The organism is Amycolatopsis sp. NPDC047767, from assembly GCF_040704195.1.
In the GTDB taxonomy this organism is placed as follows: domain Bacteria; phylum Actinomycetota; class Actinomycetes; order Mycobacteriales; family Pseudonocardiaceae; genus Amycolatopsis.
This window is the reverse complement of sequence record NZ_JBEYSJ010000012.1, coordinates 220,108-236,098: the sequence shown is the minus strand read 5'-3', so window position 1 is coordinate 236,098 and position 15,991 is coordinate 220,108. Positions and strand designations below refer to the sequence as shown.

Sequence of the window (15,991 nt, the reverse complement as noted above, 5' to 3'; positions counted from 1 at the left end):
GGTGGCGATGAGTGACCTGACCGTCGGCGACGAGCACTTCGCCGAGCAGTTCCCCCTGTCCCCGTTGGACGATTACCTCATCCACCAGACGCCGGACCCGATCCGCGTGATGGCGACCGGCGACCCGCGCGCCTACGAGCGGTACTGGATGATCTGCCACGACCCCACCGGCGAGGTGATGGTCGCGACCGGCGGCAGTTTCTACCCGAACCTCGACCGCGCCGAGGCCTACGCGATCGTCAACTTCCGCGGCCGGCACACCTCCGTGCGCAGCTTCCGCGCGCTCGGCGTGGACCGCGCCGACCTGCGCATCGGCCCGATCGCCCCGGAGATCATCCGCGGCCTGCGGGAATGGCGGTACGTGCTCGAACCCAACGAGCACGGCATCAGCTACGACCTGACCTTCCGGGACACCACCCGCCAGGTGTTCCGCGAGCCGCTGTCCGACTCGGCCCACGGCACGCCACCGGGCCGGCGCAACGACGTCACCGCCGGGTTCGAGGGCTTCGGCACGGTCGAGGGCTGGGTCGAGGTCGACGGCACCCGCGTCGAGCTCGGCCCCGGCTCCGCGGGCACCCGCGACCGGCACTGGGGCACGGGCCGCGGCGTGGGCGGGCCGGCGATGTCGCTCGGCGGACGGCTCCACGTCGGCGTGTCCGGCAACGCGTTCGTGCCGTTCTCCGACTGGACGCTGTGGGGCGACCGCGTGTACTACCCGTTCGGCGACAGCCGCCCGGGCGCCACGCGCGTGGCCAAGCCGACGCGGCGGCTGCGCTTCGACCCCGACACCGACATCTTCGCCGAGGGCATCGTCGACTACCAGCTCGGCACCGGCGAGGTCAAGCAGCTGCACTACGAGCACCTCGGCCTGCAGACGGCGTTCCTGCGCTGCGGCATGTACGGCGGCACCCCGGAAAGCGGCATCCACCAAGGCTCCTACGACGGCCCGGCCTTCACCGAAGGCGAGACCTACGACCTGACCGACCCGCGGACTCGCATCGGATTGCGTGGTCTGGACGAACACCTGTGCCGCGTCACCTGCGACGGCGAGACGGTGATCGGCATCTACCAGACCATCGACCCGGTGGCCTACGAAACCTGCAAGTCGGGCCGCCCGGGCTGGGCTTTTTTGGACTGAACACCGGCGCGATCTCGCACGCCCCGGCGGAGCCGGGGCAGACAACACAGCGTGAAGGTGAAGTCGCCGGAGAGCTTGCCGCTCAGCCGAGTGGCGGAAACGAGGTTCCCTTCGGTGAGCAGTCTTTCGACTTCGGCGCGGGAAAGCGCGCACCCTTCGGCGATCAAGCGCACGGGCCGGACCGGAATGCGCGCGGCGAAGCGCACTGAAACGTCGATCACCTCCTGGTCGAGATGATCCGAGCCGCCGGTGTCGAGCCGCCAGGCGCCGGCCCAGTCGAGCGCGACCCGGTTGCGGTGCAGCACGAGCGGGTCCTGGAGCAGCTCGGCGACCAGGCCGGGATCGTTGGTGTGCAAGCGTTCCAGCACATCGGGACGAATGGCCCGCACATTGATCCGCTCCAGGACCGAGAGCTTCACCGTGTCCCCGCACGAGGTGCAGAGCACGAGGAGCCAGGCTTCGAGGAGCTTGTGGTGCGCGTTGACGCGGAATTTGCCACTGGGCCGGAAACGGTCGTGACCGCAGGCCGTGCAGCGACGGAGAACGACGGGAAAACGGGTGGGTTCGACCACCCAATGCGTGAGCACGCAGGGGTACCGGTTTCTGTGAGAAGTCCGCAGCACGAGTCAGCGCGGCGCACAGGGGCGACGCGCGACGAATCAGCTCTCGGGAGGTCTCACAGCGTGGACAACGGCACGCCCTTTCGTGGGCAACGTGGTTCGGCAGCACGGTAACTGCGCACGGCGGCGCGGCTCCACCGGTTTTCGCGTGCGGGAGCGTCGGGCGTCCCGCTAGGGTGGGCCGATGGGGTCAGTCAGGCAGGTCCAGATCACCTTCGACTGCGCGTCGCCGGAGCGCGTCGCGCGGTTCTGGTGCGAGGTGCTCGGTTACGTCGTCCCGCCGCCGCCGGACGGGTTCGCCACCTGGGACGAGTTCACCCGGTCGCTGCCGCCGGAGAAGCGCGATGCGGGGTTCGTCTGCAGTGACCCCACCGGCGCAGGCCCGCGGATGTACTTCCAGCGGGTGCCCGAAGGCAAGGTCGTCAAGAACCGGGTGCACCTCGACGTACGGGTCGGCACGGGGCTGGTGGGGGCGGAGCGCGTCGCCGCACTCGAGGCCGAATGTGCGCGGTTGCTCCCGCTCGGCGCCACGCGCGTACAGCTGCTGGTCGCCGACGAGGAGAACGAGTCGTGCCTGGTGATGCAGGACGTCGAGGGCAACGAGTTCTGCCTCGACTGAGGCGGTGCTAGGCCCGGCGGCCGCGGCGCGACAGGTCCGCGCCGCCGCGGCCCAGGTCGGCCTCGATCGCGGCGGCGGTCTCGAAAGCCTTGTCCAGCAACAGCTTCTCGTGCGCTTCGTCGATCTGGGCCAGCGGCACGGAGATGTGGATCGCGGCGGTGATCTCGCCGTACGCGTCGCGGATCGGGAACCCGTACCCGACGACGCCGGGGATCGCTTCCTCGCGGCTCACGGAGTAGCCGGCGCGCCGGATCGTCTCCAGTTCGCGCTCGAGGTCGGCCTCTTCGGTGAGCGTGTGCTCGGTCAGCTGCGGGCGTGGTTCGCCCATCAGCCGCCGGTGCAGCGGCGGGTGGAACGCGGCGAACAGCTTGCCGACGGCCGTGGCGTGCAGGAACAGCGACTGGCCCAGCCGGATGTCGACCGCGATCGGGCGCGTGCCGGGGAACCGGTCGATGTAGGACACGCGCGTGCCCAGGCGCACCGCGAGGTACACGTCCTCGCCGGTCGCGCGCGTCAGCTCCTGCAGGGGGCGGCGGGCGACGTCGCGCACCTCCAGGCCGTCGACGATCCGGATGCCCAGGCGCACCGCGCGGGAGCCGAGTGAGTAGCGCAGGTCGTCGGAGACCACGATGACGTCGGTGGCGGCCATGCGCTGCAGCAGGTTGTGGGCGCTGCTCGCCGGCATGCCGAGCCGTTTCACGATCTCGGTGAGCGTCATGCCCTCCGGGTGCCCGACGAGCAGCTCGAGCGTGTCGAACACCCGCGAGAACCGCTCCGCCCCTCCGTCGGCTGCCACGCACCCCTGCCTTTCGTCGCTGGTCATCCGCCAAAAAGCCTAGCCGATCCGCGGCCGTCCCCGGCGGCGAGACGGCCGGGGACGATCAGTGCCGGCGGGTCCCGCCGGCGAGGAAATCCGCGTCGTCGAGCGCCAGCGTCAGGGCGAGCAGCGCACCGAGGTAGCTGTACTGGCGCAGGCCCATGACCAGGCCGGTCGCCGTGTAGGTGAACCGCGACTGCTGCACGAGCTGCGGTGGCGTCACCTCGGCGAAGTGCCGCGCGGTGTTGGCGAAGTGGCATTCGACGACGGGTTTGGTCGTGTCGTCGAGGGCGTGGCGCGTGGCTTCGCCGTAGGTGGTGAGCCCCGCGGGGTTGATCACATAGCCGTCGACCTCCCGCGCGGTGCGGTGGATGAAGTCGAGGATCTCGCCTTCGTGGTTGGAGGCGAACGGGACGACGGACACGCCGAGCTCGCCGGCCATCTCGGCCACGAGCTGCTGCAGGTCGGCCAGGGACTTGATCGGGCCGTAGATCGTCTCGGAGCGGTGGCCGAGGTTGGGCATGTTCGGGCCGTCGATCACGCCGATACGCCACGGCGTCGCGTCGGGTCCGCGAAAGCGCGAGAGGGGCATGTCAGGACTCCTGCGGTGCGATCAGGCCGAGCGGCAACGGGGTGTGGCGCGCGGCCGGACCGGCGTCGCGGCCCCGGGCGCGCAGCTGGGCGAGGGTGTCCGGGTCGCCCGTGGCGTCGGTGGGGCCGAGCGGCAGGTCGTGCTCGTGGGCCAGCGCGATGAGCTCCGCGACGGTGTACTGCGCGAACGCGGTCTCCAGCCGGGCGCGGATCTCCGCCGCGTGGCCGCGCCGGTCGGCGTAGGTGGCCAGGGCCGCGTCGTCGGGCCAGCCCAGCGCCGTGCACAGGCGCAGCCACATGTGGTCTTCGAGCAGGGCGATCGCGACAGAGCCGTCCTTGGCCGGCACGACGCCGTAGGTCGCCTCCGGCTCGGTCACGGCGAGGGGTTTGACCGAGCTCCAGGCCGTCGCGACGTCGAGCATCGCCAGGTCCAGGAAGGTGCCGCCGCCCGCGTGCCACGCCGTGGTGATCGCGAGCGCGGCCGTGGTCGCGGTGCCGAGGTCGACCCACGGCACGCCGATGCGGTCGGACTTTCCCGTGTCGCCGAGGATTCCGGCCATGGCCTGCAGCGACAGGTCGTGCGTGGGATGGCCCGACAGCGGTCCGGTCTGGCCCATGCCGCTGATGGAGCAGTAGACGACGTCCGGGCGCACCGCGCGCACGGCCTTCTCGTCGCAGCCGAGGCGGGCGGTGACACCGGGGCGGAAGCCCTCGACGAACACCGCGCACCCGGCCGCCAGTTCCAGCAACCGCTCGCGGTCGGCGGGAGACTTCAGGTCGAGGAAAACGCTGCGCTTGCCGGCGTTCACGCGCTCGAACATCGGCGCGTCGAACCGCCGGGCGGGGTCGCCGGCGGGCGGCTCCACCTTGAGGACATCGGCGCCGAGCGACGCGAGCAGGAACGTCGCGTACGGCCCGGGCAGCTGCTGGCTCAGGTCGAGCACGGTCATGCCGTGCAGCGGGGCGGTCACGGCCGGACCACCGCCCGGCCGACGAGCGCGCCGGACTCTACGGCGGCGTGGGCGGCCGCGACGTCGTCGAGGGACCAGACCCGCGGGGGCACCGGGGTGACCTGGCCACTCGAGACGAGGTCGACGACGTCGAGCAGCTCCCGGCGGTTCGCGTGGGCCGAGCCGACGATCTCCAGCTCCTTGACGATCAGGAGTCCCAAGTGGACTTCGACGGCGCCGGGGTCGGTGTTGCCGACGACGGCCAGCCTTCCGTGCGGCGCCAGGGCTTTCAGCGACAGCCCGAAGGTCGGGGTGCCGGTGGTCTCGATCGCGACGTCGGCTCCGCGCGGCCGGCCGAGGTCCGCGGCGGCCGCGCGCACGGCCGGTGCGCCTTCCGCGACGGTGACCACGGCTCGGGCACCGGAGTCGAGCAGCGCCTGTTTCTTGCTCTCACTGCTCGTCACGGCGATCACGGCGGCGCCGAGTGCGGCGGCGATCCGGACGGTGTGGACACCGACGCCGCCGCTCGCGCCGGTGACGAGCACGACGTCGCCTGCCGCGGTCCGGGTGCGGCGCAGTGCGTGGAGGCCGGTGCCGAGGGCGCAGGACAGGATCGCGCCGGAGACGTCGTCGATGGTGTCCGGGAGGGCGACCGCGTTGAGCGGCCCGGCGAGGACGTATTCGGCGTAACCGCCGGGGAGGTCCTCGCCGTAGAAACCCGGGCCGCCGCGGCAGGTGTTGGTGTGCCCGGCCACGCACTCGGCGCAGGTCCCGCACGGGAACCGTTGCACGAGCGCGACCCGGCGGCCGACCCACGAGGTGTCGCCGGCGGGACCGACGGCCTCGACGCGTCCGGCGATCTCGTGTCCGAGCACCTGGCCGGGTTTGGCGGCCAGCAAACCCTTGCGCGCCAGCACGTCGTGGCCGCAGATCCCGCACGCGGCCACCCGCACGAGCAGCTGGTCGGCCGTGGGTTCGGGGACCGGCCGGTCGTGCACCTCGAAGCGGTCCGGCGCCGTCAGCACCGCGGCTCGCATCACGGCGACACGACCTCGGTCACCTTGCCCGCGATCGTCGGGGCGGGGCCGGACTTGGTCGCGTCGACGTCGAGCGTGAGGTCGCGCCCGGCCGTCTCCGGCAGCCAGAACAGCAGGATCAGCCCGCAGATCAGCGCGACGCCGACCAGCAGGAGGCCCGGTGCGTAGCTCAGCCCGGTCGACACGACCAGCGCCGCGGCGACCAGCGGCGCGAAGCCCGAGGGCGCGCCGACGCCGAGGTTGAAGCCGAGCGCCCCGCTGGTGAGCCGCGTCGAGGCGGGGAACATCTCGATGAGCACCAGCGAGGTGTTGGCGTTGATCGGTGCCTGGAAGATCGCGAACACGATCAGCGCGACGATCACCACCGGCGTCGACCCGGTCCCCAGCGCCATGAACACGGGGATGCCGAACACGACGTGGCCGAGGCAGCCGAACAGCAGCGTGCGGCGCCGGCCCAGCCGGTCGGACAACCGGCCGGCGAGCGGGCACAGCGCGCAGTAGACGGCCAGGCCGATCGAGGTCAGGACCGTGGCGCGGGTGCCGCCGACGTGCGCGGTCGCGGTCAGGTAGTTCACGACGTAGGTGCCGAGGAAGTACAGGCCCACCCCGCAGATCCAGGAGAACCCGAAGGTCACGAAGATCGCCTTCGCCTGGTCGCGGCGCAGCGCGTCCTTCAGCCGGGCTCGCGGCGCGTCGCTCTTCGCGAGCTCCTGGAAGACCGGCGTGTCCTCCAGCCGCTGGCGCACGTAGAGGCCGACGGCGGCCAGCGGCGCGGCGACGAAGAACGGCACGCGCCAGCCCCAGCTGTCGAGGGCGGCGGCGCTGAGGGAGAGCTGGAAGGCCAGCGACAGCAGGGCACCGAAGATGAGCCCCAGCGCCGCCGCCATGGACGGGAAGCTGCCGGGGATCCCGCGCCGGTCCGCCGGCGCCGTCTCGATCAGGTAGGCCGAGCTCGCGCCCCACTCGCCGCCCACGGCCAGCCCCTGCAGGCACCGCAGGAACACCAGCAGCACCGGCGCGGCGATCCCGATCGCCGCGTAGGACGGCAGCACCCCGATCAACGTCGTCGCGACGCCCATCAGCGCCACACTCGCCGACAACGACACCTTGCGCCCCGCCCGGTCCCCGATGAGCCCGAACACGACCCCGCCCAGCGGCCGCACCGCGAACGCCACCCCGAACACCGCCAGGGACTTCAGCAGTCCCACCGCACTCGACCCGCCGGGGAAGAACTCGTGCCCGATGGCCACGGCGAGAAAGCCGTACACGCCGAAGTCGAAGTACTCCAGGAAGTTCCCGATGATGCAGGCGACGGCGACCCGCCGTCTGCCCATCGCCGTGGTGGCCCTCATCGTTGTCGCCATTGACCCCGAGTCCCTTCGATTCGAAATACCGAAAGATCTTTCTTAAACTCGAATGAAGCGACGGTACTTCGTCGGGAGCTCCGCCACAAGGCTCGGGGCGGGGTCGTGAACCGTGGGCAGTCTGCTCCTGGGCGCCTGGCGTGAAACCGTTCCGCCCTTGACGACAACGACAATCGTTATCGGCTACGCTGTGCCGACAGGACAGTGATCATCGGCGGGGTTAGGCTCGCGCCTTTCTCGTCGCCGATGCGGTGCCGTCGCGGGCGCGGGCGGTGACGGGCCGGATGGCTGAGGAGGCTTGGTGGTGCTGAGCGGGTTCGCCGCGAAAGCGGTGGGTGTGGTGGTGACCGGGGTCGCCGGGGCCGCTGTTTACGACGGCGCCAAGAAGGTCGCCCGGTCGGGTGCATTCCGGTCGGCGACCGTCGCGGTGACCGCGTGGGGCCTCAAGGGTGCGCGCGCGGCCGAGACAGGCGCGGAGAAGGTCCGGCTGGCGACGGCCGACGTGGTCAGCGAGGCGCGCGAACGGATCGGCGAACAGGCGCCCGTGGCCGGTTCGGCCGGGCACGGACACGAGCACTGAGTGCCGTGCCGGACGCAGCGCTGAACGTCGTCTCGGACGCCGCCGGCCGGGTCCGCTTCGTTGCGGCCGCCCTGCGGGGCAGCCGGGCCCGCGCGGTCGCGGTCGAGGACGCGGTCGACCACGTGCCCGGGGTGCGGCAGGTGCACGCCTATCCGCGCACCGGCAGCGTGGTCGTCTGGTACGACCACCGGCGGTGCGACCACGGCGAGCTGGTGGCGGCGGTCGAAGCCGCGCTGCGCACGGACGCGGCGGCGGTGGTCACGCGGTCGCCGCGCTCCGCCGACGTGCGCACCGGCGACATGCTGCGGATGGTCGCCGGCGGGGTGGCCCTGGTGCTGCTCGGCGTGCGGCGCTACGGGCTGCGCCGGCCGCCGATGCTCGGCCCGGCGAGCCGCACGGCGGCCACCGCGGTCACGATCTTCACCGGGTACCCGTTCCTGCGGGGCGCGTTGAGGTCGTTGTCCGGCGGACGGGGCGCCGGTACCGACGCGCTGGTGTCGGCGGCGACCGTGGCGAGTCTCGTGCTGAGGGAGAACGTCGTCGCGCTCACCGTGCTGTGGCTGCTGAACATCGGCGAGTACCTGCAGGACCTGACGTTGCGGCGCAGCCGGCGGGCGATCTCGGAGCTGCTCACCGGCACGCGGACGCGGACCTGGGTGCGCACGCCGGAAGGTGTCGAGTTCGAGACGGACATCGCCGATCTGGTGGTCGGCGACGAGGTCGTGGTCCACGAGCACGTGGTGCTGCCCGTGGACGGCGTGGTCGCCGAGGGCGAGGGCATCGTCGACCAGGCGGCGGTCACCGGTGAGCAGCTGCCGGTCACGGTCGCACCGGGCACCGCGCTGCCCGCGGGTTCGGTGCTGCTGCGCGGCCGGATCGTCGTGCGGGCCAGGGCGGTGGGTCCCGACACCGCGATCGGCCGGATCATCGCGCGCGTCGAGCAGGCGCAGGAGGATCGGGCGCCGATCCAGACGGTCGGCGACACGTTCTCCCGCCGGTTCGTGCCCGCGTCGTTCGCCTTGTCCCTGCTCACTTTGCTGGTCACCCGCGATGTCCGGCGGGCGATGACGATGTTGCTGGTCGCGTGCCCGTGCGCGGTGGGGCTGGCCACGCCGACGGCGATCAGCGCGGCGATCGGCAACGGGGCTCGTCGTGGAATCCTGATCAAGGGTGGCGCGCACCTGGAGGCGGCGGGTCGCGTCGACGCCATCGTGTTCGACAAGACCGGCACGCTGACGCTGGGCCGGCCGGTGGTGACGAACGTGATCTCGTTCGACGACGCGTGGTCGCCCGAGCAGGTCCTGGCCTACGCCGCGAGCTCGGAGATCCATTCGCGGCACCCGCTCGCGCAGGCGGTCATCCGCTCGACCGAGGAGCGGCGGATCGAGATCCCGCCGCACGAGGAGTGCGCGGTGCTGCTCGGCCAGGGCATGCGGGTCCGCACCGACGGGCGCACGATGCTCATCGGCAACGTCGATCTGGTGCGGCAGCAGGACATCGCGATGTCCGCCGACGCCGAACGCTGGGTGCGCAAGCTCCAGCAGGCCGCGGAGACGCCGTTGCTGCTGGCGGTCGACGGCACGCTGACCGGCCTGGTGTCCCTGCGCGACACCGTGCGCGCCGAGTCGCGGGAGGTGCTCGCCGCGCTGCGCGCCGACGGCGTGCGCCGGATCGTGCTGCTCACCGGCGACCACCCGGTCACCGCCAAGGCGGTGGCCGACGAGCTGGGCATCGAGGAGTTCCGCGCCCAGGCGCTGCCCGAGGACAAGCAGGACGTCGTCCGGCAGCTGCAGGCCGAGGGCCACACGGTCGCCGTCGTCGGCGACGGCACCAACGACGCGCCGGCGCTCGCGCTGGCCGACATCGGCATCGCGATGGGCGTCGGCGGCACCGATGTCGCCGTGGAGACCGCCGACGTCGCGCTCGCGACCGACGACCTGCGGGCGTTGCTCGACCTGCGTGATCTCGGCCGCCGCGCGATCACACTGGTGCGGCAGAACTACGGGATGTCCATCGCCGTCAACGCGGTGGGGCTCGGGGTGTCCGCCGTCGGCGCGCTGTCGCCGGTGGCCGCGGCGATCCTGCACAACGCCTCGTCGGTCGCCGTCGTGGGCAACAGCTCGCGGCTGATCCGCTACCGGCTGGCCGGCAAGGTCAGCGAGGTCAGCAAGGTCAGCCCGCGGTGAAGAACAGCCGCTGGTTCACGAATTCGGTGATGCCCAGCGGGCCCAGCTCACGGCCGAAGCCGGAGCGTTTCGTGCCGCCGAAGGGGAGGGCGGCGGACGTGGCGGCGGGGGTGTTGACGTTGACCATGCCGGCGTCCAGGAGGTCGGCGACGCGGGCCGCGCGGGCCGGGTCGGCGCTGAAGACGGAGGCGCCGAGGCCGAAGGCACTGCGGTTGGCGAGGTCGACGGCCTCCTGTTCGCTGCCGACGCGGTAGACGACGGCGACCGGGCCGAACAGTTCTTCGTGGAACGCGCGCATCTGGTCGGTGACGCCGGTGAGCACGGTGGGGGAGTAGAAGGCACCGGGGCCGAGCACGCCGCCGGTGTGGAGGGTGGCGCCGCGCGCCACGGCGTCGTCCACGAGGGCGGCCACGGTTTCCGCGGCGGCGCGGGAGGCGAGCGGGCCCGGCGGCGTCTGCTCTTCCGCCCGCGCGACCAAGGCGGTGACGAAGGCGTCGTAGTGGCCGGCCAGCACGATGATGCGCTTGTTGGAGTTGCAGGCCTGGCCCTTGTTGTACATCCGGAACGACCACGCGGTGGCGGCGAGCGCCTCGACGTCGTCGGTGTCCAGGACGACGAACGGGTCCGAGCCGCCCAGTTCCAGGACGCACTTCTTCAGGTGCTGTCCCGCGAGGGCGGCCACCGCGGAGCCGGCGCGTTCGGAGCCGGTGAAGGAGACGCCCTGGATCCGCGGGTCGGCGATGATCGTCTCGACCTGGGGGTGGGTGGCGAAGAGGTTCACGTACGGGGCGCCGGCGTCGGTGATCAGGCGTTCGAGGGCCAGGGCCGAGCGGGGCACGGACTCGGCGTGCTTGAGGACGATCGCGTTGCCGGCCATGAGGTTCGGCGCGGCGAAGCGGGCGACCTGGTAGCAGGGGAAGTTCCACGGCATGATGCCGAGCAGGGCGCCGATCGGGCGTTTCTGCAGCACCGCGCCGGGGGTCGGCAGCGGCTCGTCGGCCAGCAGGCCGGGGCCTTCGGTGGCGTAGTACTCGAAGATCTCGCGGCAGGAATCGGCCTCCTCCAAGCCTTCCGCGTGGGTCTTGCCCATCTCCAGCGCCATCGTCGCCGCCAGTTCCTCGGCGTGGCCGGCGAACGCGCGGGCGATCCGGCGCAGGACGGCTGCGCGTTCGGTCACGGGGACCGCGCGCCAGTCCGCGAAGAGTTTGTCCGCAGTGGACAGTGCCGACTGCACCCGGGCGTCGGTGGCGGGCGCGAAGAGCTCCAGCACCTGCCGGGTGGCCGGTTCGGTCACGGCATAGGGACGGGCCACGGCGAAACGCTCCTCAGCGGCGGAAGAAGGCGGGGTAGACGCGGCGGCACACCAGCAGCACGACCAGGCCGAGCACCAGCGAACCCGCGCCGATCACGAACGTGCCGCCGACCTCGACGCCGGTGAACGGCAGCGGCCAGCTCGTGCCGCTCGACGACGGGTCCCACGCGTGGACGAGGCTCCACGTCCCCGCGGCGAGCAGCACGACCCCGCCGATCGCCGGGAAAACCGTGCGCAGCCAAAGATCCGCGGCACTCGTGCGCCATTCGGCGCGGTGGGCCCAGGCGGACGTCAGCCCGGTGAGCCCGTAGTAGAACGCGATCATCACGCCGCAGGCCGACACCGCGTCGCCGATGACGAGCCCGTGGCCGAGGAAGTTCAGGGCGATGTAGACGATCGCGCCGACGACCCCGACCGCGATCGTGCCGACGTGCGGGATGCGGAAGCGCGGGTGCACGCGGGCCAGCGCGCGGGGCAGGGCGCCCTGGTCGGCCATCGACAGCACGGTGCGGCTGAGCGTGAGCACGGTCGTCTCCGTCGACGCGGCCGCCGAGGTCAGCACCATCAGGATCAGCAGGTGCCACAGCACCGAACCGAAGCCGCCGGCGCCGAACACCGCGGTGCCGAACGCGTAGAAGACGTCGCCGGAGTTGTCCGGGTTGGTCAGGCCGATGCCGCTGTCGCCGATGCCGGCGAACGACACCGCGGCGAACGTCGCCAGCAGGTACACACCCAGCAGCAACAAGGTGGAGTAGGTCGCGGAGCGGCCGGGCGTGCGGCGGCGGTCGGCCGTCTCCTCGTTGACCGTGATCGCGGTTTCCCTGCCCCAGTAGATGAACAGCATGAGCACCACACCGCTGACGAACGCACTCGGCGACGCGCCCGAGAACGGGTTGAGCCACGACAGCCGCGGCCGCTGCATCCCGGTCGGCGCCGTGCCCGTGTACACCCGCACGAGCGCGACCACCGAAAGCACCAGCAGCATCCCGAACTCGAGGAACAGCAACGCCCGCTGCACCGCGGCCGCGATCTCGATGCCGCGGTAGCAGATCAGCGTCATCAGCGCGAGCCACCCGAGCCCGGCCAGCAGCACCCACGGGTTGGCCGGGTCCGAGCCGATGCCGTCGGCGCCGAACAGCAGGAACACGTACTGCCCGGCGACCTGCGCGAGGCTGCCGACCACGAGGACGAACGACGCGATGATCGCCCAGCCGCCCAGGAACCCGAGGCTCGGGCTGAGCACCCGCGAGGCCCACGTGAAGATCGTGCCGCAGTCGGGATCACGGCGGTTGAGCGCCGCGTAGCCGAAGGAGACGAACAGGATCGGGATGAACGCGACCAGTACCACGGCCGGCGCCTGGAAGCCGACGTAACCGACGATGAACGCGAGCGTCGCGGCGAGGCTGTAGGCGGGGGCCGCGGAGGCGACGGCGAGGATCAGGCTGGCGGCCATGCCGAGCGCGCCGGAGCGCAGGCCCTTGTCGGCGAACTCGCCGCCGGCCGCGACGTCGGTGCGCAGCTGGGCGGCCGTGAGTGCCTGCGAGGATTGCGGCTTTCCGGTCATCGCCACTCCTGTTTCTCCGGTTTCCCAGGTACTGGCAGCCGAACGCAACGACTGATTGACGAGTCAGCCTGGACGTGGCGCCGGTCACTGTCAAGACTTCGATCGCAACTTTCTGACTTCGGTTGACCCGCGAGTCAATGTTGCGCCACAGTGGTCGGTGTGACTACACGAGAACGACCGGACGGCGACCCGGGTGTGGTGGTCGTGGGTGCCGGGTACGCCGGGCTGACCACCGCGTCGCGGCTGGCCGACGCCGGGATCGACGTCGTCGTGCTGGAGGCCGGCGACCGCGTGGGCGGCCGCGTGGTCAGCGAGGTGACCGCCTCGGGCGTGCGCGTCGACCACGGCGGGCAGTGGATCGGGCCGACACAGCGCCGGTTCCACGCGCTCGCGGCCCGCTTCGGCTGCGCGACGTTCCCGACCTGGGAGACCGGCCGCCACGTCGAGGTCTGGCACGACGGCACGAGCGTCGGCTACTCCGGCGCCGCCCCCGACACGGGGCCCGGGATCGCGGAGTACGAACGCGTCACCGCGCTGCTCGACGAGCTCGCCCGCACCGTCGACCTCGCCGAACCCTGGGCCACGCCGCGGTTCGGCGAGTTCGACGCATTGTCCGCCCGGGAGTTCTTCCGTTCGCAGACCCGCGACGAGGACGCGCTGCGGCGCCTGGCGCTGGCCGTCCAGGGCGTCTGGTGCGCCGAACCACGCGACATCTCCCTGTTCCACGTGCTGTTCTACCTCGCCTCGGCGGGCGGTTACGAGCAGCTGATGGAAACCCGCGGCTGCGCGCAGGACGCCCGGTTCACCGACGGCGCCGACGCGGTGGCCCGCGCGATGGCCGCGGCGCTCGGCGACCGCGTCCGGCTGGGTGATCCCGTGCGCTCGATCCGCCAGACCGCGGACGGGGTCGAGGTGACCACCGGCCGCACCGTCGTGCGCGCGGCCCGCGTCGTGGTCGCCGTGCCGCCCGCGGTGCTGGAGCGGATCGCGTTCGACCCGGTGCTGCCGCCCGACCGGCTCGGGTGGGCGCGTCATTCGCCGATGGGCCGGGTCGCGAAGGTACACGCGGTCTACGACACGCCGTTCTGGCGGGCGGCCGGACGGTCCGGAATCGCCACGCTGTACGGCGAAAGCCCGGTCGGCGTGGTGTTCGACAACTCGCCCGAGGACGCGTCGCGCGGCGTGCTGGTCGCGTTCGTCTACGGCGACCGGCTCGACCGGTGGGCCGCCTGCGACGAGGCCACGCGCCGGTCCGCCGTCCTGGCCGCACTGTCCGAAGTGGCCGGTCCCGGCGAGCCGATCGAGTACGTGGAGAAGATCTGGCCGCACGAGGGGTGGACCGTCGGCGGCTACGAGTGTTTCGTGATGCCGGGGGGCTGGACGGCCCACGGCCGCGACGGCTGGCGGGCACCGGCCGGGCGCGTGCACTGGGCCGGCACGGAGACGGCGTCGGTGTGGAACGGCTACATCGACGGCGCGATCTCGTCGGGCGAGCGCGCCGCGGGTGAGGTGATCAGCGCGCTCGAAGTCGTCGAGCAGCCGGGCTGACGCGCCGTGCCCTGGCATACTGGCCTGGCCATGACCAGTACAGACGATCGGCCGGACACCGCCGCGGTCGAGCCGGGGGAGCGGGTGCGCACCGCGCTGCGCTCCGCCGGGCTCTCGCAGCGCGAGCTGGCGCAGCGGATCGGGATGGATCCCACCGCGTTGTCCAAGGCGTTGCGCGGCACGCGGCGGCTTCGCGACGAGGAGCTGGCCGCGATCGCCAGGGCCTCCGGCGTATCCGTGCGCTACCTGGCTTCCGGCGCCGGCCCCGCGCCCGTCGCCGCACCGGACGGACGGCGCGACCGGGCGCAGCCGGTGACCGCGCAGGAGCGGCGCGACCAGATCCTCGAGGCCGCGACCGTGCTCATCGCCCGCCGCGGCTACCACAACGTGCGCGTCTCCGACATCGCGCGCTACTGCGGTACCAGCACCGCGACCGTGCACTACCACTTCCCGAGCAAGGAAGCCGCGCTGCACGCCGCGCTGGAGTTCTACGCGCGGCGCTTCCGCGAGCGGCTCGACGAGGAGTTCGGCCAGGCCAGTTCCGCGCGCGAAAAGCTGCGGCGGCTGATCGAGGTGCAGCTGACCCTCACGCCGGACGACGTCGACGAGTGGTCGGTGTGGATCCAGTTCTGGAACCAGGCCATGCTCGAACCCGAGCTGCGGCCCGCGCAGCGGCGCATCTACTCCAGCTGGCGCCGGCTCGTCGTCGACCTGCTGCGGGAGTGCCGCCGCGAGGGACTCGCGCCGGAGGCGGACGTCGAGGCGCTCGCCGACCGGTTCACCGCGATGGTCGACGGGCTGGCGATCCAGATCCTCGTGGGCTCCACCGACCTGACCCCGGACCGGATGCGGACGTTGCTGCTGCAGGCGTTCGAGCCGCACCTGGTCCTCGGCTGACCGGCCGCGCCCCGACGAACAGGAGCCCCCGTGCCACGCCCGAACGTCGAGGCGGAGCGCCGCGAGCAGATCCTCGACGCGGCGTGCGAGGTCCTCGCCGAGCGCGGTCTGCACGACTTCCGGCTGGCCGACGTGGCGCGCCGCGCCGGCGTCAGCTCCGGCACCATCCACTACTACTTCGACGGCAAACGCGCGGTGCTCAGCGCGGCGTTCGAGCACAACTACCGCCTGTCGATCTCGCTGCGCCGGACGCTGCTGGCGGCCGGGGGCCCGCCGCTGCCCGCGTTGCGGGAGCTCGTCGAGTCGTTCCTGCCGCGCCCCGCCGAAGCGCTCACCGCGTGGCGCGTCTGGGCGGAGCTGTGGGCCGAGGCGATGCGTGACGAGCAGTTCCAGGCCATCAACGAGACCCTCTACGGGCAGTGGCGGCGCCTAGTCACGGACTTGATCACGCAGGCCCAGGCCGACGGTTCGGCGCGCGCGGGGGACCCGGCCGCGCTCGCGAACATGCTCGTCGCGATGATCGACGGCCTCGCCGTGCAGGTGCTCGCCGGGTCGCGGGAGATGACCGCCGACCGGATGAACGCGACCGTGCTGCACTTCCTGGACAGCTGCGTCGCCGCCTGAGTTGCGCGTTGCGAAACTGCGGCTCCTGAGGCTGCTCCGAACGGGGCCCGATCGACTCATAGGCACTGCCAAGTAACGGAAACTGCTCGGAGACGGGCTTGTCCGCGATCGGATCGCAAGATATAACTGACGAGCCAGTCAGCT

General features: G+C 72.0%; 15 protein-coding genes. 7 read left to right on the top strand and 8 right to left on the bottom strand.

What is annotated here, in order from left to right; all coding sequences use genetic code 11:
• Nucleotides 1-7 precede the first annotated feature (7 nt).
• Complete coding sequence (locus tag AB0878_RS23035; protein WP_366582291.1) at nt 8-1,138, top strand: hypothetical protein; 1,131 nt, start codon at nt 8-10, stop codon at nt 1,136-1,138.
• Here AB0878_RS23035 and AB0878_RS23030 read toward each other — a convergent pair.
• The gene (locus tag AB0878_RS23030) at nt 1,090-1,725 is read right to left on the bottom strand and encodes a DUF1062 domain-containing protein (RefSeq protein ID WP_366582290.1); all 636 of its coding nucleotides are present in this window, start codon (nt 1,723-1,725) and stop codon (nt 1,090-1,092) included. The two genes, AB0878_RS23035 and AB0878_RS23030, sit on opposite strands and share 49 nt — an antisense overlap.
• A 217-nt stretch (nt 1,726-1,942) precedes the next feature.
• Here AB0878_RS23030 and AB0878_RS23025 point away from each other — a divergent pair, with 217 nt between their 5' ends.
• Nucleotides 1,943-2,377, top strand: coding sequence for a VOC family protein (locus tag AB0878_RS23025; RefSeq protein WP_366582289.1), 435 nt, complete (start codon nt 1,943-1,945; stop codon nt 2,375-2,377).
• 7 nt (nt 2,378-2,384) lie between these two features.
• Here AB0878_RS23025 and AB0878_RS23020 read toward each other — a convergent pair whose 3' ends face one another.
• The 5 genes from AB0878_RS23020 to AB0878_RS23000 all read right to left on the bottom strand — a co-directional run bounded on the left by AB0878_RS23020 (nt 2,385) and on the right by AB0878_RS23000 (nt 7,124).
• Entirely contained in the window at nt 2,385-3,173 is a 789-nt protein-coding gene (locus AB0878_RS23020) for an IclR family transcriptional regulator (RefSeq protein WP_366582288.1), read from the bottom strand.
• 85 nt (nt 3,174-3,258) lie between these two features.
• Nucleotides 3,259-3,786, bottom strand: a complete 528-nt coding sequence (locus tag AB0878_RS23015; RefSeq protein WP_366582287.1) for a type II 3-dehydroquinate dehydratase — start codon at nt 3,784-3,786, stop codon at nt 3,259-3,261.
• Nucleotide 3,787: 1 nt separating this feature from the next.
• The gene (locus tag AB0878_RS23010; protein WP_366582286.1) at nt 3,788-4,756 is read right to left on the bottom strand and encodes a CoA transferase; all 969 of its coding nucleotides are present in this window, start codon (nt 4,754-4,756) and stop codon (nt 3,788-3,790) included.
• A complete protein-coding gene (locus tag AB0878_RS23005) occupies nt 4,753-5,772 on the bottom strand; it encodes an alcohol dehydrogenase catalytic domain-containing protein (RefSeq protein ID WP_366582334.1) in 1,020 nt (339 codons plus the stop codon). Before AB0878_RS23005 ends, AB0878_RS23010 begins: the two co-directional genes overlap by 4 nt.
• The gene (locus AB0878_RS23000; protein ID WP_366582285.1) at nt 5,772-7,124 is read right to left on the bottom strand and encodes an MFS transporter; all 1,353 of its coding nucleotides are present in this window, start codon (nt 7,122-7,124) and stop codon (nt 5,772-5,774) included. Before AB0878_RS23000 ends, AB0878_RS23005 begins: the two co-directional genes overlap by 1 nt.
• Nucleotides 7,125-7,437: 313 nt before the next feature.
• Between AB0878_RS23000 and AB0878_RS22995 the strand changes: the two genes are divergently transcribed.
• A complete protein-coding gene (locus AB0878_RS22995; protein WP_364067701.1) occupies nt 7,438-7,716 on the top strand; it encodes a DUF1490 family protein in 279 nt (92 codons plus the stop codon).
• Nucleotides 7,717-7,721: 5 nt separating this feature from the next.
• Nucleotides 7,722-9,902, top strand: coding sequence for a cation-translocating P-type ATPase (locus tag AB0878_RS22990; RefSeq protein WP_366582284.1), 2,181 nt, complete (start codon nt 7,722-7,724; stop codon nt 9,900-9,902).
• On the opposite strand, the gene AB0878_RS22985 is transcribed toward AB0878_RS22990, so the two are convergent.
• The gene (locus AB0878_RS22985; RefSeq protein WP_366582283.1) at nt 9,889-11,214 is read right to left on the bottom strand and encodes an NAD-dependent succinate-semialdehyde dehydrogenase; all 1,326 of its coding nucleotides are present in this window, start codon (nt 11,212-11,214) and stop codon (nt 9,889-9,891) included. The two genes, AB0878_RS22990 and AB0878_RS22985, sit on opposite strands and share 14 nt — an antisense overlap.
• Nucleotides 11,215-11,227: 13 nt before the next feature.
• Nucleotides 11,228-12,778, bottom strand: a complete 1,551-nt coding sequence (locus AB0878_RS22980; RefSeq protein ID WP_366582282.1) for an APC family permease — start codon at nt 12,776-12,778, stop codon at nt 11,228-11,230.
• A 159-nt stretch (nt 12,779-12,937) separates the two neighbouring features.
• Here AB0878_RS22980 and AB0878_RS22975 point away from each other — a divergent pair, with 159 nt between their 5' ends.
• Genes AB0878_RS22975 through AB0878_RS22965 form a run of 3 tightly spaced genes read left to right on the top strand, consistent with a single transcriptional unit; the run spans nt 12,938 to nt 15,847 of the window.
• Nucleotides 12,938-14,326: an FAD-dependent oxidoreductase gene (locus AB0878_RS22975; protein ID WP_366582281.1), complete on the top strand. Its 1,389-nt coding sequence runs from the start codon at nt 12,938-12,940 to the stop codon at nt 14,324-14,326.
• 30 nt (nt 14,327-14,356) lie between these two features.
• Nucleotides 14,357-15,223, top strand: coding sequence for a TetR/AcrR family transcriptional regulator (locus AB0878_RS22970; protein ID WP_366582280.1), 867 nt, complete (start codon nt 14,357-14,359; stop codon nt 15,221-15,223).
• 30 nt (nt 15,224-15,253) lie between these two features.
• Nucleotides 15,254-15,847, top strand: coding sequence for a TetR family transcriptional regulator C-terminal domain-containing protein (locus AB0878_RS22965; RefSeq protein ID WP_366582279.1), 594 nt, complete (start codon nt 15,254-15,256; stop codon nt 15,845-15,847).
• Nucleotides 15,848-15,991: the final 144 nt, after the last annotated feature.